This is a genomic window from Mycobacterium sp. NGS51 (assembly GCF_059812525.1).
Genome location: NZ_JCALCV010000010.1, coordinates 1 through 19473 on the forward strand (window position 1 = coordinate 1; position 19473 = coordinate 19473).

The 19473-nt window shown below is 65.3% G+C and carries 23 protein-coding genes; 8 read left to right on the top strand and 15 right to left on the bottom strand.

Going from position 1 to position 19473, the window contains the following annotated elements; all coding sequences use genetic code 11:
* From AC5Y5W_RS13710 to AC5Y5W_RS13725, 4 genes are all read right to left on the bottom strand, one after another.
* The coding region (locus AC5Y5W_RS13710; protein WP_500010173.1) for an LLM class F420-dependent oxidoreductase at window positions 1–869 on the bottom strand (869 nt) is incomplete at its 3' end.
* 8 nt (window positions 870–877) lie between these two features.
* Window positions 878–1438, bottom strand: coding sequence for a YceI family protein (locus AC5Y5W_RS13715; RefSeq protein WP_500010174.1), 561 nt, complete (start codon window positions 1436–1438; stop codon window positions 878–880).
* 25 nt (window positions 1439–1463) lie between these two features.
* The gene (locus AC5Y5W_RS13720) at window positions 1464–2477 is read right to left on the bottom strand and encodes an alcohol dehydrogenase catalytic domain-containing protein (protein WP_500010175.1); all 1014 of its coding nucleotides are present in this window, start codon (window positions 2475–2477) and stop codon (window positions 1464–1466) included.
* A gap of 18 nt (window positions 2478–2495) precedes the next feature.
* Window positions 2496–3773: a cytochrome P450 gene (locus tag AC5Y5W_RS13725; RefSeq protein WP_500010176.1), complete on the bottom strand. Its 1278-nt coding sequence runs from the start codon at window positions 3771–3773 to the stop codon at window positions 2496–2498.
* A gap of 216 nt (window positions 3774–3989) precedes the next feature.
* Here AC5Y5W_RS13725 and AC5Y5W_RS13730 point away from each other — a divergent pair, with 216 nt between their 5' ends.
* Window positions 3990–4439: a hypothetical protein gene (locus tag AC5Y5W_RS13730; protein WP_499883963.1), complete on the top strand. Its 450-nt coding sequence runs from the start codon at window positions 3990–3992 to the stop codon at window positions 4437–4439.
* A 28-nt stretch (window positions 4440–4467) separates the two neighbouring features.
* On the top strand, window positions 4468–4686 hold the full coding sequence (locus tag AC5Y5W_RS13735; RefSeq protein ID WP_500010177.1) for an Rv1893 family protein: 219 nt from the start codon (window positions 4468–4470) through the stop codon (window positions 4684–4686).
* 14 nt (window positions 4687–4700) lie between these two features.
* Here AC5Y5W_RS13735 and AC5Y5W_RS13740 read toward each other — a convergent pair whose 3' ends face one another.
* Window positions 4701–5831 (bottom strand): nitronate monooxygenase, encoded by a 1131-nt coding sequence (locus tag AC5Y5W_RS13740; RefSeq protein WP_500010178.1) that lies wholly within the window; start codon window positions 5829–5831, stop codon window positions 4701–4703.
* 120 nt (window positions 5832–5951) lie between these two features.
* On the opposite strand from AC5Y5W_RS13740, the gene AC5Y5W_RS13745 reads away from it, so the two are divergent.
* Entirely contained in the window at window positions 5952–7034 is a 1083-nt protein-coding gene (locus AC5Y5W_RS13745) for an NAD(P)H-dependent amine dehydrogenase family protein (RefSeq protein WP_500010179.1), read from the top strand.
* A gap of 6 nt (window positions 7035–7040) precedes the next feature.
* Window positions 7041–7778, top strand: a complete 738-nt coding sequence (locus AC5Y5W_RS13750; protein WP_499883967.1) for a glucose 1-dehydrogenase — start codon at window positions 7041–7043, stop codon at window positions 7776–7778.
* A gap of 16 nt (window positions 7779–7794) precedes the next feature.
* On the opposite strand, the gene AC5Y5W_RS13755 is transcribed toward AC5Y5W_RS13750, so the two are convergent.
* The 4 genes from AC5Y5W_RS13755 to dtd form a co-directional block, all read right to left on the bottom strand.
* A complete protein-coding gene (locus AC5Y5W_RS13755) occupies window positions 7795–8688 on the bottom strand; it encodes a class I SAM-dependent methyltransferase (RefSeq protein WP_500010180.1) in 894 nt (297 codons plus the stop codon).
* Window positions 8685–9539: an MEDS domain-containing protein gene (locus AC5Y5W_RS13760; protein ID WP_500010181.1), complete on the bottom strand. Its 855-nt coding sequence runs from the start codon at window positions 9537–9539 to the stop codon at window positions 8685–8687. Before AC5Y5W_RS13760 ends, AC5Y5W_RS13755 begins: the two co-directional genes overlap by 4 nt.
* Entirely contained in the window at window positions 9539–10405 is an 867-nt protein-coding gene (locus AC5Y5W_RS13765; RefSeq protein ID WP_500010182.1) for an anti-sigma factor RsbA family regulatory protein, read from the bottom strand. Before AC5Y5W_RS13765 ends, AC5Y5W_RS13760 begins: the two co-directional genes overlap by 1 nt.
* Before the next feature lie 124 nt (window positions 10406–10529).
* Entirely contained in the window at window positions 10530–10961 is a 432-nt protein-coding gene (gene dtd, locus AC5Y5W_RS13770) for a D-aminoacyl-tRNA deacylase (protein ID WP_500010183.1), read from the bottom strand.
* A 40-nt stretch (window positions 10962–11001) separates the two neighbouring features.
* Here dtd and AC5Y5W_RS13775 point away from each other — a divergent pair, with 40 nt between their 5' ends.
* A complete protein-coding gene (locus AC5Y5W_RS13775; RefSeq protein WP_500010184.1) occupies window positions 11002–11310 on the top strand; it encodes an MTH1187 family thiamine-binding protein in 309 nt (102 codons plus the stop codon).
* Here AC5Y5W_RS13775 and AC5Y5W_RS13780 read toward each other — a convergent pair.
* Window positions 11307–11798 carry a macro domain-containing protein gene (locus AC5Y5W_RS13780; RefSeq protein WP_500010185.1) on the bottom strand — a complete coding sequence of 164 codons (492 nt, stop codon included), beginning with the start codon at window positions 11796–11798 and terminating at the stop codon, window positions 11307–11309. The two genes, AC5Y5W_RS13775 and AC5Y5W_RS13780, sit on opposite strands and share 4 nt — an antisense overlap.
* 17 nt (window positions 11799–11815) lie before the next feature.
* Here AC5Y5W_RS13780 and AC5Y5W_RS13785 point away from each other — a divergent pair, with 17 nt between their 5' ends.
* Genes AC5Y5W_RS13785 through AC5Y5W_RS13795 form a run of 3 tightly spaced genes read left to right on the top strand, consistent with a single transcriptional unit; the run spans window position 11816 to window position 13756 of the window.
* Window positions 11816–13081: a competence/damage-inducible protein A gene (locus tag AC5Y5W_RS13785; RefSeq protein ID WP_500010186.1), complete on the top strand. Its 1266-nt coding sequence runs from the start codon at window positions 11816–11818 to the stop codon at window positions 13079–13081.
* 28 nt (window positions 13082–13109) lie between these two features.
* Window positions 13110–13331 carry an antitoxin gene (locus AC5Y5W_RS13790; protein ID WP_500010187.1) on the top strand — a complete coding sequence of 74 codons (222 nt, stop codon included), beginning with the start codon at window positions 13110–13112 and terminating at the stop codon, window positions 13329–13331.
* A gap of 8 nt (window positions 13332–13339) precedes the next feature.
* On the top strand, window positions 13340–13756 hold the full coding sequence (locus AC5Y5W_RS13795; RefSeq protein ID WP_500010188.1) for a TA system VapC family ribonuclease toxin: 417 nt from the start codon (window positions 13340–13342) through the stop codon (window positions 13754–13756).
* Between the two features lie 50 nt (window positions 13757–13806).
* On the opposite strand, the gene AC5Y5W_RS13800 is transcribed toward AC5Y5W_RS13795, so the two are convergent.
* From AC5Y5W_RS13800 to AC5Y5W_RS13820, 5 genes are all read right to left on the bottom strand, one after another.
* The gene (locus tag AC5Y5W_RS13800) at window positions 13807–14763 is read right to left on the bottom strand and encodes a zinc-binding dehydrogenase (RefSeq protein ID WP_500010189.1); all 957 of its coding nucleotides are present in this window, start codon (window positions 14761–14763) and stop codon (window positions 13807–13809) included.
* A 138-nt stretch (window positions 14764–14901) separates the two neighbouring features.
* Window positions 14902–15831, bottom strand: coding sequence for a helix-turn-helix transcriptional regulator (locus AC5Y5W_RS13805; protein WP_500010190.1), 930 nt, complete (start codon window positions 15829–15831; stop codon window positions 14902–14904).
* 80 nt (window positions 15832–15911) lie between these two features.
* Complete coding sequence (gene lipJ / locus AC5Y5W_RS13810) at window positions 15912–17279, bottom strand: bifunctional lipase/adenylate cyclase LipJ (RefSeq protein ID WP_500010191.1); 1368 nt, start codon at window positions 17277–17279, stop codon at window positions 15912–15914.
* 9 nt (window positions 17280–17288) lie between these two features.
* Window positions 17289–18545, bottom strand: a complete 1257-nt coding sequence (locus AC5Y5W_RS13815) for an MFS transporter (protein ID WP_500010192.1) — start codon at window positions 18543–18545, stop codon at window positions 17289–17291.
* Window positions 18542–19456: an alpha/beta fold hydrolase gene (locus AC5Y5W_RS13820; protein WP_500010193.1), complete on the bottom strand. Its 915-nt coding sequence runs from the start codon at window positions 19454–19456 to the stop codon at window positions 18542–18544. The genes AC5Y5W_RS13815 and AC5Y5W_RS13820 overlap by 4 nt, the downstream gene beginning before the upstream one ends.
* Between the last annotated feature and the right edge of the window lie 17 nt (window positions 19457–19473).

The following is a 19473-nucleotide window of genomic DNA, read 5'->3' on the forward strand; positions in this document are numbered from 1 at the left end:
GGCGCGACTGCTTTGGCGGCTTGAGCGGCAGTCGTCAACGCGGTCAGGTGGTCGTCGACCGATGCCAACCCGGCGCCCATCGTATTGATGGACACGTGTGAGGCGCCGGCGTCGACCCAACTGCGCAGTGCGGCAACGAATTCGTCGGGGTTGCCCTGCCAGGAGACCCGGCCCTCCATGGCGATCTGGGCGGGGTCGCGGCCGGCCTCGGTCGCCGCTTCCTGTACCGCCTGCAACGCCTGGTCAAGTTTCGGTCCGGGCCCAACCATGGGAAACCAACCATCGGCGAGGCGTCCGGCACGCCGGCAGGCGCGCTGCGAGGATGCGCCGAACCACACCGGGATCGGCCGTTGTATCGGCAGCGGGGCCAACCCGGCTCCGGTGACCTGGTGAAAGGTGCCGCGGTAGGTAATGGTCTCCTCGGTCCAAAGTCGGCGCATCAACTCCACCTGCTCTTCGGAGCGCTTGCCTCGGTTGGAGAAGTCTTGGCCGAGCGCCTCGTATTCCACCGCGTTCCAACCCAGGCCGACGCCGAGCCGCAACCGGCCACCGCTGAGCAGGTCGACCTCCGCGGCCTGTTTGGCCACCAGAACGGTCTGCCGCTGGGGCAAGATCACGATGCCGGTCACCAGCTCGAGCGAGGTGGTGACCGCCGCGAGGTAGCCGAAGGTCACCAACGGCTCGTGGAAGGTGCTGTGCAGGTCATACGGCCCGTTCCAACCCTGATGGATTTGCGGATCGGCGCCCACCACGTGGTCGTAGGCGAGCAGATGGGCAAATCCGAGCCCTTCGACATGCTCGGCGTAGGCCCGCACCGCACCGGCGTCGGCACCGATCTCGGTCTGGGGGAATACCACTCCAATGCGCATGGCAGCTCCTATTCCTTGGGCTTCTTCTTGGCGCGCTGCGCGGTAAACGACACGGTCACCTCGTCGGCGACTTTCATCGAACCCAGCAGCAGTGCGTACGGCTTGACGCCGAAGTCGGATTGGCGAACGGTGGTATTACTCGACATTCGCCACGACTCGCCGAGATCCGCTGTGCACAGGTCGATTACCTGCCCGCGCGTCTTTCCGTGGATCCGGAGCCTTCCACCCAATCGGTAGCCGGCGTCGCTTTTCTCGATTGCATCGGCGGTGAAGCCGATGTCGGCAAATCGCTCAGCGTGCAACGACTTCAAGGCATTCGACCGCACCAGCGTCTTCTCCGGCGCGGACAGCGGTGTGACGCCTCCGTCGCCTCGCAATACGTCGAGCGACCGCACGTCGACCACAATTTCCGCCGCCGTGGGTTCGCCGTCGGTCCACTTCACGGCGGCCTGCCAATGCCGCATCGCGATGGTGAGACGGTGACCCATTTTCGCGGCCCGGCCGGTGACCCCGGTGTGGACCAGCAGTTCGCCGTCGGCGGCGGTCAGGGTCCAGGTTTCGGCGGTCACACCTCACCGTATCGACCGGGTGCGGTCAGGTGGTAAGGACCATGCGGTAACGCGGCCGGCCCTGCTCCATGGCTGCGTAAGCGTCAGCGGCCTCGGCAAGGGGGCGTTCCTCGATCCATGCCCGCACGCCGGACAGCACCGCAAAAGCCATGGTTTCCTCGACGTCGCGCGCGGTGCCCGACGGGTGCCCGGTGACGCTGAGGCCAGGCATGATCAGCTGGGCCGGGCTGATCGGCAACGGTTCGGCGGTGACGCCGATGGTGATTAGTTCACCGCGAGGGAGTAACCCGCCCACCGTGTCGGCCATGGCCTGTGAGTTTCCTGCTGTGGCAAGGACTACCGAGACGCCGCCGAGCGCCCGGAGAGCTTCGGCGACGTCGTTTTTGGTGGAGTCGATGTAGTGATGCGCGCCCAGTTTGCGAGCATCCTCGGCCTTGTCGGTGCCCCGCGCAACCGCAATGGTCTCGAAACCCATCGCTCGACAGAACTGAACGCCCAGATGTCCGAGGCCGCCCACACCGAGAACGGCGACCCGGTCGCCGGGCAGGGCTTTCGTGTGCCGAAGCGCGTTGTAGGTGGTGACGCCGGCACACCCCATCGGGGCGGCTTCGGCGAAGGATAGCTCGGCCGGTATCCGGGCCAGCGCACTGGACGGCACCGTGACCGTCTCCGCGTAGCCGCCGGGATAATGCCAGCTGGGCACCTTGCCGTTCTCACAGTGAATGAGATTGCCTTGCCGGCAGGGGACGCAGCGGTTGCAGTTTCCGCCGAACCAGCCGACTGCGACGCGATCACCCACGGCAAACTCGGTGACTGCCTCACCGAGTTCGCTGATGGTTCCGGCTATTTCATGGCCCGGCGTCAGTGGCCACGACATGTCCGGAAAGCCGCCATTGACGAACGCACGATCCGTGCCGCATACGCCGCACGCGGACACCGCAATTCGTACCTCGTCGCGGCCCGGCGGGATCGTCTCGGCGTCGACTACTTCCAGGGGGCCGCCAACGGTATTGACGTGGACTGCGCGATGAGTCGCCATGCGTTATGTATATCAGAGTCAATGCGCGACAGGGCATTTCGCCGCAGCATCGCTCTGATAATCGACTTGCCAATGCTTGATGCCATTGAGCCAACCCGACCGCAGTCGCTCGGGTATGCCCGCGGATTCCAGATCGGGCATCTGGTCGGCGATCGCATTGAACATCAGGTCGATCGTCATCCGGGCCAAATTGGCACCGATGCAGTAATGAGCGCCGGTGCCACCGAATCCGACGTGCGGATTGGGATTACGCAAAATGTCGAAGGTGAACGGATCGTCGAACACGTCCTCGTCGAAGTTGGCGGAGCGATAGAACATCACCACCCGCTGATCCTTCTTGATCTGCACACCGGACAGTTCGTAGTCCTCCAGCGCGGTGCGCTGGAACGACGTGACGGGAGTGGCCCACCGGACGATCTCGTCGGCAGCGGTCGCCGGACGTTCACGTTTGAACAGGTCCCACTGATCCGGATGGTCGGCGAAGGCCATCATGCCCTGGGTGATGGAGTTCCGGGTGGTCTCGTTACCGGCGACCGCCAGCAGGATGACGAAAAACCCGAACTCGTCCTCGGAGAGTTTGTGGCCGTCGACGTCGGCCTGGATCAGCGTGGTGACAAGATCCTGCCCGGGGTTCTTGGCCTTTTCGGCGGCCATCTGCATGCCGTACATGATCAGCTCCACCGACGCGGTGATGGCGTCGTTGGAGGCGAACTCCGGATCCTGGTCGCCCACCATCTGATTCGACCAGTGGAACAACTTCTTGCGGTCTTCCTGCGGCACGCCCATCAGCCCGGCGATGGCCTGCAGTGGCAGCTCACAGGAAACCTGTTCGACGAAGTCGCCGGAACCTTGTGCGGCCGCCGCCTCGACGATGCGCTGGGCACGCTCGTTGAGGTCGTCGCGCAGGCGTTCCACCGCTCGGGGCGTGAAGGCCCGCGAGATGATCTTTCGCAGCCGGGTGTGTTGGGGCGCGTCCATGTTGAGTAAAACGAACTTGCCGCGTTCGACCTGCTCACCGACCGTGCCGTCTTTATACCGCGGCAACGCGGTCTTCTTCAGGCTGGAAAAGACGTCGCTGCGCAGCGAGATCTCTTTGACATCCTTGTGCTTGGTGACCACCCAGAAGCCACCGTCGTCGAAGCCGCCCTTGCCCAGCGGCTGCTCGTTCCACCAAATCGGTGCCACGCGGCGCATTTCGGCCAACTCATCGACCGGCAACCGCTCGGCGTAAATGTCTGGATCGGTGAAATCGAACCCGGGTGGCAGATTCGGAGCGTGCGTGTGAAGAGAAGGCACCATGCACTCCTTGGATACGACCTGATACGACCTGATACGAGCTGATACGAGCGCGTCTGGCTCAGTAAAGCATCGGAACCGCGGAGATGGAACGTCTTCTCGCGGGATTGCCGGTCCCGGATTGCAACGTGTTCTCGCTATCGGCGGGGGCAATCGGCCTTGTGGCCCGGCGTCCACTCGTTATGCTTTGGTCCAAACCGGGACCCGAGGTGGATCATGAATCGTCAACTGTTCCTCGCTGCAGTCATCAGCGGTACCGCGATCAGCATGGCTCCGACCGCCGCCGCCGACCCGCCGCACTACGACGGTGACGTGCCGGGAATGAGCTACGACGCGTCGATGGGCGCACCGTGCGACAACTACGAGCGCTTCATCTTCGGCCGGACTTCCGGCGGCCAGGTCGAGGCATGCCACTTCATCACCCATCAGTTCCCAGCCGCCCAGACCGGCTACTGGGTGATTTCCTACCCGTTGAACGGAGTCCAGGAGGTCGGCGCACCGTGCGCTAATCCCCGCGGATCGGCGGCCCAGTCACCGGATGGGTATCCAATGATGTGCACCGAGCACGGCTGGCAGATCGGCCAGCTGACCAACGGCGGGTTCCCGCTTCAAAGCGGAGGGTTCCCCTCAGACACAAGCATCACCACCGATAACCCGAACCCATAATGCCGATCCAGATCACATGGAGGTTCTGATGCCTTTCAACCCGAGAGACGCGCTGACCGCCGCACGGGACATCACCACCAACGCCGTCGAGCGGGTTTCGGACATCGTCGACAATGCCGGCGACATCATCCGCGGCGACATCGCCGGCGGCACCGGCGACATCGTCCACAATTCGCTGGACATCGCGACGTACGCCGTCGGCCGGACCAAAGAGGTTTTCACCGGTCCGCGCGCTGACGGCGAGTAACGCGCCGCGAGCGATCAGGCGCCGGCTGCGGCGTTGAGTTCGTCGAGGCGGTTCGTCGCCTCCAGGTACTCCTGCACCCAGCGCTCGATGACCGTCGCCGTTTTCTCCACCTTGGTGAACTGCCCGACCACCTGACCGACGGGGTTGAACGCCACGTCGACCGATTCGTTGGGGTACCGGTTGGTGGCCCGGACGGCCATCCCAGACACCATGTACTGCAACGGCATACCCAGCGGCTTCGGGTTGTCCGGCGCCTCCCATGCCTCGGTCCAGTCGTTGCGCAGCATGCGGGCCGGCTTGCCGGTGAACGAGCGACTGCGGACGGTGTCGCGACTGCCGGCCTTGACGTAGGCCTCCTGCTGAACCGGGGTGTTCGAGGATTCCTCGACCATCAGCCACTGCGATCCGGTCCACGCGCCTTGCGTGCCGAGCGCCAGCGCCGCCGCGATCTGCTCGCCGCTGCCGATGCCGCCCGCGGCCAGCACCGGAACCGGGGCGACCTCCTTCACGACCTGCGGCCACAGCACGATCGAGCCCACCTCGCCGCAGTGTCCGCCGGCCTCGCCGCCCTGGGCGATGATGATGTCGACGCCCGCGTCGGCGTGCTTGCGCGCCTGCGAGGGGGAGCCGCACAGTGCGGCCACCTTGAGTCCGGCGTCGTGGATGTGCTTGATCATGTCGGCCGGCGGGGTGCCGAGCGCGTTGGCGATCATCTTCACCTTCGGGTGCTGGAGCGCCACCTCGACCTGGGGCGTGGCCGTCGCCTCGGTCCAACCGAGGAGCTGCAGGCTGTCGCCGTCGCTGTCCTCGACCGGCACCCCGTGATCGGCGAGGATCTTCTTTCCGAAGTCGAGGTGCTCCTGCGGCACCATCTTGCGCAGGGTGTCGGCCAGCTCCTCCGCCGACAGGTGCGAATCCATGCCTTCGTACTTGTTCGGGATCACGATGTCGACCCCGTAGGGGTGGTCGCCGATGTTCTCGTCGATCCACTTGAGCTCGATCTCGAGCTGCTCCGGGGTGAAGCCGACCGCGCCGAGCACCCCGAAACCGCCGGCTTTGCTCACGGCGACGACGACATCGCGGCAGTGCGTGAAGGCGAAGATCGGGAACTCGATGCCGAGCTCGTCGCAGATGGGAGTGTGCATGCCTGCTCCTCGGGGGACGGTAGGCGAACTGGAACGTGTTCTAGTTTAGTACGGATTACACCGGCAGCCACTACGCGGTACGGTTTCGCCCGGCGAGACCCCATCGTTTAGGGAGGCAGCATGGCAATCCGCGTCGCTCACATCGGCACCGGAAACGTTGGTCGGCTGGCACTGCGCCAGCTCGTCACCGACCCCCGGTTCGAGCTGACCGCCGTGTGCGTCTCGTCGGATGCCAAGATCGGCAAGGACGCCGGGGAGTTGGCCGGGCTTGACGTCTCCACCGGCGTCACCGCGATCAACGACCTGGACGCGTTGCTGGCCACCGAGCCGCAGTGCGCGGTGTACTGCGCGATGGGCGACGACCGCCTGGTGGAGGCGATCGGTGACGTCCGACGTCTGTTGGCTGCCGGCGTCAACGTCGTCGGCTCCGCGCCTGGTCTGCTGCAGTACCCGTGGCAGGTGATGCCCGACAAATACATCGCGCGGATGGAAGATACTGCCCGACAGGCTAATTCGAGCTTGTTCATCACTGGAGTCGACCCCGGTTTCGCCACCGACCTGATTCCGTTCGCGTTCGCCGGCACCTGTCAGCACATCGAGCAGGTGCGCTGCATGGAAATCGCCGACTACGCCACCTACGACGGCGCGATCGTGATGTTCGACGTGATGGGCTTCGGTAAGCCGCTCGACGAACTGCCGATCCTGCTGCAGCCGGGCGTGCTGAGCATCGCGTGGGGGACCGCCATCCGGCAGCTGGCGGCCGGGCTGGGCATCGAGGTCGACGGCATCACCGAAACCTACGAACGCGAGCCGGCGCCGGAGGCCTTTGACATCGCTGTCGGCCATGTGCCCAAGGGCAGCGTGGCGGCGATGCGCTTCGAAATCAGCGGCATGGTCAACGGCCGGCCCGCGATCGTCATCGAGCATGTCACCAGATTGCGTGACGACCTGCGTCCCGACTGGCCGCGGCCGGCACAGCCCGGCGGTTCGTATCGCGTCGAGATCACCGGCGAGCCGTCCTACGCGGTGGACATCTGCCCGTCCAGCCGCAGGGGCGACCACAACCACGCCGCAATTGTCGCGGCCGCGGGCCGGATCGTGAATGCCATCCCGGCGGTAGTGGCCGCCGATCCGGGCATCCGCACGACGCTGGACCTGCCGCTGATCACCGGAAAAGGCGTCTATGCCGCTGAGGTAGCCTGACCCGTCATGGGACGCGTAGACGGAAAAGTTGCACTGATCAGCGGCGGCGCCCGCGGCATGGGCGCTGCCCACGCCCGGATGCTTGTCGACGAGGGCGCCAAAGTGGTGATCGGCGACATCCTCGACGACGAGGGTAAGGCGCTTGCCGATGAGATCGGCGAGGCTGCGCGTTACGTGCACCTCGACGTCACCGAACTCGAGCAGTGGGAAGCAGCCGCCGCCACCGCGGTACAGGACTTCGGCACGTTGAATGTCCTCGTCAACAACGCCGGCATCGTCGCGCTGGGCCAGATTCACAAATTCGATATGGCCAAGTGGCAGAAGGTCATCGACGTCAACCTCACCGGCACGTTTCTGGGCATGCGGGTGGCTGTCGAGCCGATGATCGCCGCGGGCGGCGGCTCGATCATCAACGTCTCGTCGATCGAAGGGCTACGTGGCGCGCAAATGGTGCACCCCTATGTCGCCTCCAAGTGGGCGGTGCGCGGCTTGTCCAAATCCGCCGCATTGGAGCTGGCGCCGCACAACATCCGGGTCAACTCGATTCATCCGGGCTTTATCCGCACTCCGATGACCAAGCACTTTCCCGACAACATGCTCACCATCCCGCTCGGCCGCCCCGCTGCGTCGAGCGAGGTGTCGACGTTTGTGCTGTTTCTGGCCAGCGACGAGTCGTCGTACTCCACCGGCAGCGAATACGTCATGGATGGTGGCCTGATCCTCGACGTTCCGCACAAGCTCTGACCGGAATCGCGCAGGCTCAGCGCGTTGCCGCGATATACCGGGAGCGCATGATGCTGTCGATCTGTGTGTCGACGTGTGGCGGGGTGCGCCCATAGTCCGCTTGTAACTGCGGGTTGGTGCGGACGGGTTCGACCCTCCATCCGTGATCGGCGAGCCACTGCGCCGGATCGGTCTTGTCCTCGTCGTCGTAGGTCAGGGCTGAGAAGTCCACATCGCCCGACCTGTTGAGCCCGGGATACGTCGCTTCCAAGTCAGCGAGCCAGCGTTGGTCCAGACGCGACCCGAGCGCACCGATCGCGATCCGGCTGCCCGATGCCGAGAGTCGATCGATACGGGTGAACAGCGCGTCTTGCGCCTCGCCGGTCAGGTATGGCAGCACACCCTCGACCGACCAGGCCGTGCGTTGTCGCGGATCGAAACCGGCTTCACGCAACGGTATCGACCAGTCGTCGCGCAGATCCGCCGCAACCGCTGCGCGGCGTGCGGTGGGTTCGGCTGCGTGGCCAGCGAGGACTCCGGCTTTGAATTCGAGGACTTGGCTCCGGTCGAGCTCGAACACGGTTGTGCCGCTAGGCCATTCGAGGCGATAGGCCCGGGAGTCGAGACCGGCCGCGACGATCACCGCTTGTCGGATGCCGTCACCGGTAGAGCTCACGAAGAATTCGTCGAAGTACCGGGTTTGCACGCCGTACAGTCGCGGAAACGCCGTCGCGCCCTCCGACGTCCCCGGTTCGCCCAGCAATCCCGTCAGATACGGATCGCCTGACGCGGTAATGAAATGCTTCGCGTAGTCGTCGCGGACCAACGGTTGCGCACCGGCGGCGTGCAGCGCGCGCCACCCGGCCACCAGCAGGGCGGTGTAGCCGACGCTGCTGACGATGTCCCACTCGTCGTCATCGGAGCGGGTCATCGCGCGGCAGTCACCTGCACATGGGTGAGGTCGAGCAGATCGACGAGTCGACTGATCGTGGGTTGATTCGTCGACAGGATCACGTTGCGGTTCTGTTGTTGGGCTCGCGTTTCCAGCAGGCACAACTGCTGATGGCTGATGAACTGCAACTCATCGGCGCCAATTCGCATGGTGTGGCCGGGGACCAGTGGCCAGACGCGATGCAGCGTGGTGTCGAACAGGTCGTTGGTTTCGGCGTCGATTTCGCCGGCCAGCGTGAAGTCCGTGCCGGTATCAGGGTCGGCGTAGAGCCGGAACATCACGGTCCCTGCGTTGACGAATGGGTGCAGGCACATCAACTCGTCTGCCGCTGAACCGAGTTCACGTGCGTTGTAGGCGCACATCGCCGAAAACGGCAGCACCGCCATCTGCTGGTCGACGAGGTACTCCAGACGGGCCAGCCCGTCGCGCTGCGCATGGGTGCGCGCAACCGACGTGACATCGGATACCGCCCGGAATCCGCTGTAGCCGTTGGCGATTGCCTGGCGGGCGGCGCTGAGATATTTAGCCACTGCCGCATCGCCGTCGATGACGTCGGTGCCGGGGCAGAAGGTGTAGTAGTCGTCTGCCGAAATCGCCTCGATGCGGCCGGAATCGAGATGTTCGGCGATACCCGGGATTGTGGCCAACTCGGACAGCAGTACGTCGCGCGTTCCCTCGCCCGCGTAGGCGATGTATTGGTTTTGGCGCAGCCCGTCAGCGATGTACTCGGCGGCGCGGTTCAGGAATTCGGTGCGGTCGGTATAGCTCCACGCCAAGTGCCCGAACGGCGTCAATCCAGCGGCGGAATGCAGCACAGCATGCCCGCGCATTACGCCGCCCCTTCCATCCGAAGGTAGGCCTGGATCGTCGTCGCGTCGGAGGTGGTGTGGGTGCGCACCAGATCGGCGACCGCATTGACCACATAAAGACCGCGCCCCCTGCTGGTGTCGCGGTCATACGGGCGCCGACCGGCGAGCGGGTCGTCGAGATATGTACTGTCGCGGGCTTCGCAGACCAGATGACCGTCGCTCTGCCACAGGGCAAGCCGGCAGGCGCCGGCTTGCATCAGGCTCGAGGTGGCCAACTCATTGACGATCAATTGCAGGTCTGCGATTCGCTCGGGAGATAGCCCGAACCATTCGCCGTAGCTGGCCGCGAAAGCACGCGCCCCGCTGAGGTCAGCGAGCCGGCGGGCGGTGTATCTGACCGCGGCGTCGTGGCTCGACAGCGGTTGGTTGTAATGCGCCCATGCCGCGTCGGGCGCGAATGTGGCGCTGGCTTCGGCGGGCGATCCAGCCTGCCAGAGCACTGGGTGGGTGGCGCGGGCGTCAGTGAGAGCTTGGGGCTCCAGGCGCGCCACGTCGTATGGGCATACCAGCGTGACATCACGGCCGGTGAACGCGTGGTTGATCAACGCCTCGTGTTGTACACATGCCGGATACTCCAGCTCAGATCGGCTGGGCCAGACCGGTTCACCGATCATTCGGACCCGCTGATCCGGATGCCGTTCCAGGAAGCCACTCAATACTTCGCCCAGGATCCGGCCGGGATTGCGTCCCGCTTCGGTCATGTCGACCATCGTCACCTGGGCAGCAGCCGGCCCCAACCCGTCCCGCAACAGCTTCATATTGGGCTCGGGAACCGCGGCCAACACGGGTTGTTCGGCGTTGAGCCCATCCGAGACGAACGGCAGCAAGCAGTCGCGGTACTCCCCGGCGGTGCGATAAAACAGCGCCGGGTGCGCGAAGGCATGGTGATCGATCGGTGCGTTGGTTACGTCAAGTCACGCTACGCTTCACCGCCGCCGCCGAAAACAGGCATCACAATTCCAGCAATACGGTCACCGGGCCGTCGTTGACCAGTTCGACTTCCATGTGTGCTCCGAAGGTCCCGGTCTGCACCGAGGCACCCAATCTGCGCAACTGTTCCACGAATGCCGTCATCAGCGGTTCGGCGACACTCCCCGGCGCGGCGGCGTTCCACGACGGCCGCCGGCCCTTGGCGGTGTCGGCGTACAGCGTGAACTGGCTGACCACCAGGATCGGTGCGTCGATATCAGCGGCGGACCGTTCCTCGTCGAGTATGCGGAGTTGCCAAAGCTTTTCGGCAAGTCGCCGCGCCTTGTCGACGTCGTCGTCGTGGGTGACACCGACGAAGGCGAGCAGCCCCTGACCCTCTGGCCGGATCGCGCCCACGACCTGCCGGTCCACTGTCACCGATGCCGATGAGACCCGTTGCACCAGAACCCGCATGAGGCCGATGCTGCCATGCGCCGCGCTTTAAACTTGAGTTGTGTCAGTGCTCGTCGCGTTCTCCGTCACCCCATTGGGTGTCGGTGAGGGAGTCGGTGAGTTGGTCGCCGAAGCCGTGCGGGTAGTCCGCGACTCCGGGTTGCCGAACAAGACCGATGCGATGTTCACCGTGGTCGAAGGCGATTCCTGGGACGAGGTGATGGCGGTGGTGCAGCGCGCCGTCGAGGCGGTAGCCGCCCGCGCTACCCGAGTCAGTGTGGTGATCAAAGCGGATTGGCGGTCGGGCGTCAGCGATGCGATGACGCACAAGACCGAATCGGTGGAGCGGTACCTCTCGCCGGAGGCTTAGGCCTGCGCCGCCGCGCGGAACGCCTGCTCGGCCTCGTCGCCATGGACGGCGAACACCACCCGTCGCAGTGAGCTCGGCGTGTGCTCCCGAACCGCGGCGACCATCAGCCGAGCCGCCTCGGTGAGCGGAAACCCGCCGACTCCGGTGCCGAAAGCCACCAGCGCCACCGAGCGGCAGTCAAGCTCGTCGGCCTTGCGTAGCGTCGAGCGGGTGGCGTTGGTGATGATCGCCGCCGATGTCGGCCCGCCGAGTTCCATCGTGGCCGCGTGGATTACGAAGCGTGCCGGCATGTCGCCGGCGGTAGTTTCGACGGCTTCGCCGAGGCCGATTGGCGCCTTTTCGTTCGACTCGCGCTGCACCTGCGGTCCGCCGGCGCGGGAGATGGCCGCGGCCACGCCGCCGCCGTGACGCAGTTGGGTATTGGCCGCATTGGCGATTGCGTCAACCTCGAGCTTGGTCACGTCGGCTTGAAGTACCTCAACTTCCACACTTTAAGGTCATACCAGTGAGCGCACGTGCGGGCATTGTCGTCACCGGAACTGAGGTCTTGACCGGACGGGTACAGGACCGCAACGGCCCCTGGATCGCCGATCGGCTGCTCGAATTGGGTGTCGAACTGGCGCACATCACGATCTGCGGGGACCGGCAGCAGGACATCGAGGCGCAGTTGCGGTTCCTGGCCGATCAAGGCGTGGACCTGATCGTGACCAGCGGGGGATTGGGGCCGACGGCCGACGATATGACCGTCGCGACGGTGGCCCGGTTCTGCGGGCGTGAGCTGGTGTTGGACGCGGAGCTGGAGGGCAAGATCGCCGCGATCCTGAAATCGCTGATGAAGCGTGTCGGCGGCGGGGATTTCGACGCGGTGCGCGCGGCCAACCGCAAGCAGGCGATGATCCCGGTCGGGGCGGTGGTGATGGACCCGGTGGGGACCGCGCCGGGCGTCATCGTGCCCGGCGCGCCCACCGTGGTGGTGCTGCCCGGGCCGCCGCGGGAGCTGCAGCCGATGTGGCGGACCGCGGTGCAGACGTCCGCTGTGCAGGAGGCCCTCGCGGGGCGGACGGTGTATCGCCAGGACACCGTGCGGATGTTCGGGTTACCGGAATCCGGACTGGCCGAGACACTGCGCGACGCCGAGGAGCGCCTTCCCGGTTTCGGCTCGCTGGAGATCACCACCTGCCTGCGGCGCGGGGAGGTTGAAATGGTCACGCGCTACGAGCCCGACGCCGCCGACGTGTACCGGCAACTGCTCGAGTTGCTGCGCGAAAAGCATGGGCAGCAAATCTTTTCCGAAGATGGCTCGCGGGTGGACGATCAGGTCGCACAGCTACTGGCAGGCCGGCGGCTCGCGACAGCGGAGTCGTGTACCGCCGGGCTGCTTGCAGCACGGTTGACGGATCTGGCCGGTTCGTCGGCTTATGTCGCCGGTGGGGTGGTGGCCTACTCCAACGACGCCAAGACCGAGCTGCTGGGTGTGGATTCGGCGCTGATCGACGCGCACGGGGCGGTGTCCGAGCCGGTGGCCGAAGCGATGGCCGCAGGTGCGCTGCGCCGTTTCGGGGCCGACACCGCAATAGCGATCACCGGGATCGCCGGGCCGGGCGGCGGAACCGAGGACAAGCCGGTCGGCACGGTCTGCTTTACGGTCGCGCTGGCCGACGGCCGGTCGCTGACCCGCACGGTGCAGCTGCCCGGCAACCGCGCCGACATTCGGGAGCGCTCGACGACGGTGGCCATGCACCTGCTGCGGCACGTGCTGAGCGCTGACTGATGATGCGTTGATGCGATAGCATCAGCATGTGCGTACGACACTGGACATCGACGAGGACGTTGTCGCGGCGGCACGTGAGCTCGCCGCCAGCGAGCGGCGGTCACTGGGCGCGGTGATCTCCGAGTTGGCCCGACGCGGTCTCACGCCCGCACGCGTGGAGACCGGTAACGGGTTGCCGGTGATCCGTGTTCCGGCCGGCACACCGCCGATCACGCCCGAAATGGTTCGGCGTGCGCTTGATGAGGACTGACCTCAGCGATGGCGCTGCTCGACGTTAACGCCTTGATCGCACTGGCGTGGGACACTCATATCCATCACGCACGAATGCGTGAATGGTTTGCCGCCAATGCATCCGGGGGCTGGGCTACCTGCCCGATCACCGAAAGCGGATTCGTTCGCGTGTCGACCAACCCGAGAGTGCTGCCCACCCCGATCGGCGTTGCCGACGCGCGGCATGTCCTTGCGGCATTGCGAGCGACCGAGGGACACGACTTCCTGCTCGACGATGTGTCGCTTGTCGACGACGACGTTCCGCGGATTACCGGTCACCGTCAAGTAACCGACGCACATCTGCTGACACTTGCCCAGCGCTCGGGTGTTCGGCTCGTCACGTTCGATGCCGCCGTGATCACACTCGCGCAGGGAAGCGACGTTGAGCTGCTGACGATTCTCTGAACCAGAATTCCGCGTTCTCAATGTCGGCCTGTTACGTGATGGTGGGTGGCTCAGGCCATCGATAGGACGGCACGGAAGCGGACCGTCGCGTTCATCATCTTGTCGTAGGCATCCCGCGCCTTCTCGAGCGGGAAGACCTCAATCATGGGGCGCGCATCGGTCAGGACGCTGTACTTGATGGCATCGGCCATCGCGTTCACGTCGGTGAAGGTGCCCTTGACGGTCACCTGTCCGCCGAGGAAGTCCAGCGCCGACCAGCCGATGGGGTCGTCGGACACCGCGGCGAGGACGAGCTCGCCGTGGGGAGCCAGACCACCGATGAGGGGCGCAATGGCATCGGGATCCGGTGCAGTGGCGATGATGACCGTCGCGCCACCGAGGGCCGTCAACTGCTCGGCGACATCGCCGGCCTCCGCATCGGTGTAGTGGTGTGCACCGAGCCGGTGGGCGAGCTGTTTTTTGTCGGCACCGCGGGAGATTGCGACCACCTCATAACCAGCCTTGCGCGCGTACTGCACGGCGAGGTGACCGAGCCCACCGATACCGGACACGGCGACGACGTCACCGATGCGGGCCTTGCTGTTCTTCAGCGCGCTGAACACGGTCTCACCGGCGCACAAGATCGGGGCGGCTTCTTCCGGGGAGATGCCCTCGGGAATCTCGACCAGAGCATCGGCGAACGCAACCATGTACTCGGCGTACCCGCCGTCTATGGTCATGCCCGTCGTATTGTCATGCCCGCCGTGCCAGCCGATGCCCGCCCGCTGACCGACCGCCCAGCCCTGCACCTGCTCACCGAGCTTGTCGATCACACCGACAACCTCGTGTCCGGGGATTCGCGGGTAGGAGGACGCCTCGCCATCCACGATCTTGGCCTCACCATGGCAGACCCCGCACGCCTCGACCTTGATGCGCACCTGCGCAGCGGCGGGCTCTGGCACCGGAACCTCGGTCAGCTCCAATGGATGTCCCTGCACGGGAACCTGGACTGCTTTCATCGTTGTCATCGTCGCTATTCCTTGCTCTCGCGGCCTGCCGGGTCGACCGCGCTCGACGGTCCCACTCCGTGGGCCGAGCATGGTTGCCTGTTCCTGGCCGAAGAATGCACGATCCTGCCGCTGGGGCTCAGGACTGCGCCGAGACCGTCAGTTGATTTCGCGCTCAGGGTTATCTGCGAGGCGGCGCAGACGCTCCTGCAGACGCGCGATGTCTTGCCGGGGCGGGCTGCCGAACTCACGACGGTACTCCCGGCTGAATTGCGAGACGCTGTCGTACCCGACCTGCACAGCCACATCCGTGACGCTCATCGTCCCCTCCAGCAGCAGCCGGCGCGCCTCGGTCAGGCGCAACTGCTTCTGGCACTGCAGCGGACCCATCTGCACGGCGTTCTTGAACTTGCGGTGGAACGCGGACGGGCTCATGTCACTTTGCCGGGCCAATGCCTCCACCGTGAACGCCTTACGGTAGTTGCGCTTGATCCAGGCGTTGACATAGTACATCTCCGCAGCGTCTGAAAGATTCGTCACCGCACTGACCATCGCCCGTCCCTGCGCACCGGTGACCAATCGGTAGATGATCTCCCGCTTCAGATGCCGCGCCATGAATTCGACATCGTCGGAGTGCTCACGCAGGCCGACCAATCGGCCAAGGCTCTCCAGCAGCCGCTCATCGAAGCCCTCTTCGTCACCCGGGTCGCCATTGCCGGTGAAGACGCTGCCGGGCAGGCCAGCGTCGAATTCCAGGAGCACGGAAGCGACTTCGTCGAGGGCGAACTCGACCATCAAAGCCACGAAAGGCCGCCGGGTGACATACCCCGACGCCGGGGTGTCGATCTCTGACACGACGAAGTGTCCCGGTGCGATCTGGCGGATCCCGCCGTACTGGTGCAGCGTGAGCGTTCCGTCAAGGACGAGGTACACGAACGGGGCCTGGATGCTCGGCATGGTGACGACATCCCCGTTATGCCGGTGCACCGATACACCCGGCAGCAGAACCTGCGTGTTCGAGGTGTCAGTCCCGCTGTCGAGAACGGCATGACGGAGCGCTTGTAGGGCTGCGCTGGGGGGCGAACTCATTGCCGCTCCTCGGTCGATGGCGGGCCTGCTGGTCCCCTGGCAAGGCTACGACGGTAGGTGGTCAAAGCGTTGCGGGTTGGCTACTGCCGGATCGTTGCCTCGTCGCGCACCAGCGCGCACAGCTGCCAGCGGCCGGGCACGCCTTTGAGTTCGTGCTCGCCGCGGTCGACGAATCTGCGACGCGAGCCGGCGACGATGTCGCGCACCGTCGAGGACACCAGCACTTCGCTTGGTCCGGCGAGTGCGGCTACCCGCGCACCGATGTGCACGGCCATCCCGGCGACGTCGGTACCTCGCGCCTCCACCTCGCCGGCGTGAATGCCGATCCGTACCTCGATACCGAGCGTCTGCACCGCGTCGACAAGGGCGGCCGCACAGGCAAGTCCAGCGCTCGGACTGGTGAACGTCGCGACGAATCCGTCGCCGGCTGTGTTGGCCTCACGGCCGCCGAACCGCTCGAGTTCGTGGCGGACGATGTTGTCGTGATTGTCGAGCAGGTCGCGCCAGCGATCGTCGCCGAGCGCAGCGGCATGCTCGGTGGAGCCGACGATGTCGGTGAATACGACGGTGAGCAGCACCCGTTCGGCCTCGAAGCCGCCTCGCACGCCGGTGATGAATTCTTCGATCTCATCGAGCATCGGCGCGGCGTCGCCGACCCAATACAGCGAATCGGCGCCAGGTAACTCCACGAAGCGCGATCCGGCGATGTGCTCGGCGAGGTAGCGGCCGTGACCGACTGGAATGAAGTCCACCCCGCTGCGATGCAGGATCAGTGTCGGCGCCGCGACACAAGCCAGAGTGTCGCGTACGTCGGAGTCGATCACGGCCTTGGTGGCAATACGGGCCATGCTCGGCGACGCCGCCCGGTTACCGGCAAGATCCCACCACGCGCGGAAAGCATCATCGCGGGCAACGCTGGGCGCGACGATGCCCAGCATGTCGAAACCCCGCTCCACGGCGTCGGCCTCGATGCCGACGGTCATGAACGATTCGGCGGTGCTCGGCGTGGCGCCCACCGGATAGTCCGCTGCTTGCAGCACACGCGCTGCACCGTTGACGATGACCAGACTGCGCACCCGCTCGGGATAACGGGCGGCCAGGACCAAGCCGATCATCGCGTTGAAACTCGGTGCGAGAATCGACGCCTGGGCGCACCCGACCGCGTCCATGACGGCGATGGCATCCTCGGCCCAAAACTGCGGCCCGAGCGCATCCACCGAGGGCGCCCGCGACGACAGACCCATCCCACGCAGGTCGAACCGGATCACTCGGCTGAACGACGCCAAGCGCCGATGGAAGCGATGCATCGACGGCTCGGAGTCGATGGTGTCGACCGGAATCGACGGTCCGGGCAGCACGAGGAGATCTGTCGGGCCGTCGCCGAAGACCTGGTAGGCGATGTCGATGCCGCCGGTGTTGGCGTAGCGAGTTCGCGGAACCTGCGCCACGGCCACAGGTTAGTTCACGCCACCGACAACAGTCCGCTGCGTGCCGAACCTGATTCCGGTGGCATCTTTGCCGATCGCCGTGAGCAGCGCGACCGCAATCAGCACCGGCGTGATCGTGGCGGCCAACGCAAAGGGGTAGCCATGGGAAACGGCCAGCGCCTCCTGCAGCGGCAGATTGAACGCAGCTAGCAGGTTGCCCAACTGATAGGTGACGCCGGGGTAGAGGCCTCGGATCGCGTCCGGCGACATCTCGGTCAAATGCGCCGGGATGACGCCCCAGGCGCCCTGCACGACGACCTGCATCAGAAAAGCGCCAAGACACAGCATCGCCGCGCTGCGCGAGTAGGCGAAGAGCGGCACGATCGGTAGCCCGAGGATTGCGCAGAAGACGACGGTGTGACGGCGACCGTACCGCTGGGAGAGCGTGCCGAACACCAGGCCGCCGAGGATGGCGCCGACGTTGTAGATCACCACGATCGACTTCGCTGTCCCGCCCGATAACGCAGCGCCGCCGTCGTCGGAAGCTGACAGGAACGTGGGATAGACGTCTTGAGTGCCATGGCTCATCCAGTTGAACGCAGTCATCAGCACCACCAAATAGATGAACCGACGGATGACCTTGGCGTCGCGCAGAATATCGCGAATCCTAGTGTTCGTCAGGCGCATTCGTTGCTGCGCCGACTCCCATACCTCGGATTCGCGCACCCGGTACCGGATGATCAGGCTGACCAGTGCCGGGATGATGGACAGACCGAACAGCCAGCGCCACGACAACCCCAGCCAGTCGATCAACAGCAGCGACGCCACGGTTGCCAGCAGATAGCCAAAGGCGTAGCCCTCCTGCAGCAGGCCGGAGAAAAAGCCGCGGCGCTCGCCGGGCACCTTCTCCATCGCGAGCGCGGCACCCAGTCCCCATTCGCCACCCATCCCAATGCCGTACAACAGCCGCAGGATCACCAACACGGTGAAATTGGGGGCAAAGGCGCACAGAAAGCCGACCACGGAGTAGAACGTCACGTCCACCATCAGTGGTAGTCGCCGTCCCACCCGGTCGGCCCACAGACCGAACAGCAGCGCCCCCACCGGGCGCATCATCAGCGTGGCGGTGGTGAGGAACGCGACTTCGGTCTTGGTGTGGTGGAAGGTTTCTGCGATATCGGCATACACCATGACCACAAGGAAGTAATCGAAGGCATCCATCGTCCAGCCCAGTAGCGCCGCGACGAAAGCATTCCGCTGATCACTGGTGAGCCGTTGTCGAGTCACTTCTGCTCGGCGCGGTCCCAGACTTCGATCATGGTCCGCAAAATCTCCTCTGCGCGGCCCAGCCCGGCCAGGTGGCTTTCACCGGGTATCGGGTGCAGCTTGGCATCGGGCAACCTTTCGACCACGTGCTGACCGTGGGAGAACGGGACGATGTGGTCGCGGTCGCCGTGCCACCAGTGCACCGGCACCTTGACCTGGTCGAGCCGAAAACCCCAGTCCCGGGCGAAGACCACCACATCGGCGAATGGGGCGGCCAGTTGCTTGCGACTGCCATTAAGCAGGTCGTCGAGGAACATGGCCTTGAATTCGGGTCGCACCAGCAGCCGCCGGTCGCCCTCCGGCGATACGTGCGCATAGACGTACAACGCCGGTTCCGCGACCGGACGGATCATCCGAATGAAACCGATCGCTGCCATCCGGATCGGCCAGCCGGCCACGGTGAGCAGCGGCGCCACCAGCGAACCCAGTGCCATCACTCCGCCGCCGATCGCGTCCGTGCCGCGCGTCGGTGCGACGCCGCCGAGCACTCCGACCGCTACGACCCGATCCGGCATCGCCGCAGCACACCCCAGGGTGTACGGGCCACCGCCGGACAAGCCGATGACCGTCATTTTGTCGACGCCGAGCGTGTCGGCCATGGTGCGCAGGTCGTCGGCGAATGCCACGACGGTGTCGTATTGGTAGGGCGTCGACGAGCCGATCCCGGGCCGGTCGACGCCGATCAGCCGGATGTTGTTCTCCTCGGCGTAGACGCGAGCCTCGGTCGGAATCTGCCGGCGCGCGCCGGGGGTGCCGTGCAGCCAGAAGACGGCCCGTCCCTGCGGGTCGCCGAACTCGGCGAAGCCGAGCTGACGATCGTCGCCGACGGCGATGTTGCCCTCCAGCTTGGGCCGAGCAATCGCGATAACCATGACGAGAGTGTTTCACG

Bases quoted from the DNA above. Each gene is read 5' to 3' on its own strand.
- AC5Y5W_RS13745 (WP_500010179.1), top strand. From the start codon at position 5,952: ATGGCAATCCGCGTCGCTCACATCGGCACCGGAAACGTTGGTCGGCTG.
- AC5Y5W_RS13740 (WP_500010178.1), bottom strand. From the start codon at position 5,831: ATGCACACTCCCATCTGCGACGAGCTCGGCATCGAGTTCCCGATCTTC.
- AC5Y5W_RS13805 (WP_500010190.1), bottom strand. From the start codon at position 15,831: ATGAGTTCGCCCCCCAGCGCAGCCCTACAAGCGCTCCGTCATGCCGTT.
- AC5Y5W_RS13720 (WP_500010175.1), bottom strand. From the start codon at position 2,477: ATGGCGACTCATCGCGCAGTCCACGTCAATACCGTTGGCGGCCCCCTG.
- AC5Y5W_RS13795 (WP_500010188.1), top strand. From the start codon at position 13,340: ATGGCGCTGCTCGACGTTAACGCCTTGATCGCACTGGCGTGGGACACT.
- AC5Y5W_RS13730 (WP_499883963.1), top strand. From the start codon at position 3,990: ATGAATCGTCAACTGTTCCTCGCTGCAGTCATCAGCGGTACCGCGATC.
- AC5Y5W_RS13735 (WP_500010177.1), top strand. From the start codon at position 4,468: ATGCCTTTCAACCCGAGAGACGCGCTGACCGCCGCACGGGACATCACC.
- AC5Y5W_RS13750 (WP_499883967.1), top strand. From the start codon at position 7,041: ATGGGACGCGTAGACGGAAAAGTTGCACTGATCAGCGGCGGCGCCCGC.
- AC5Y5W_RS13800 (WP_500010189.1), bottom strand. From the start codon at position 14,763: ATGACAACGATGAAAGCAGTCCAGGTTCCCGTGCAGGGACATCCATTG.
- AC5Y5W_RS13820 (WP_500010193.1), bottom strand. From the start codon at position 19,456: ATGGTTATCGCGATTGCTCGGCCCAAGCTGGAGGGCAACATCGCCGTC.
- AC5Y5W_RS13755 (WP_500010180.1), bottom strand. From the start codon at position 8,688: ATGACCCGCTCCGATGACGACGAGTGGGACATCGTCAGCAGCGTCGGC.
- AC5Y5W_RS13760 (WP_500010181.1), bottom strand. From the start codon at position 9,539: ATGCGCGGGCATGCTGTGCTGCATTCCGCCGCTGGATTGACGCCGTTC.
- dtd (WP_500010183.1), bottom strand. From the start codon at position 10,961: ATGCGGGTTCTGGTGCAACGGGTCTCATCGGCATCGGTGACAGTGGAC.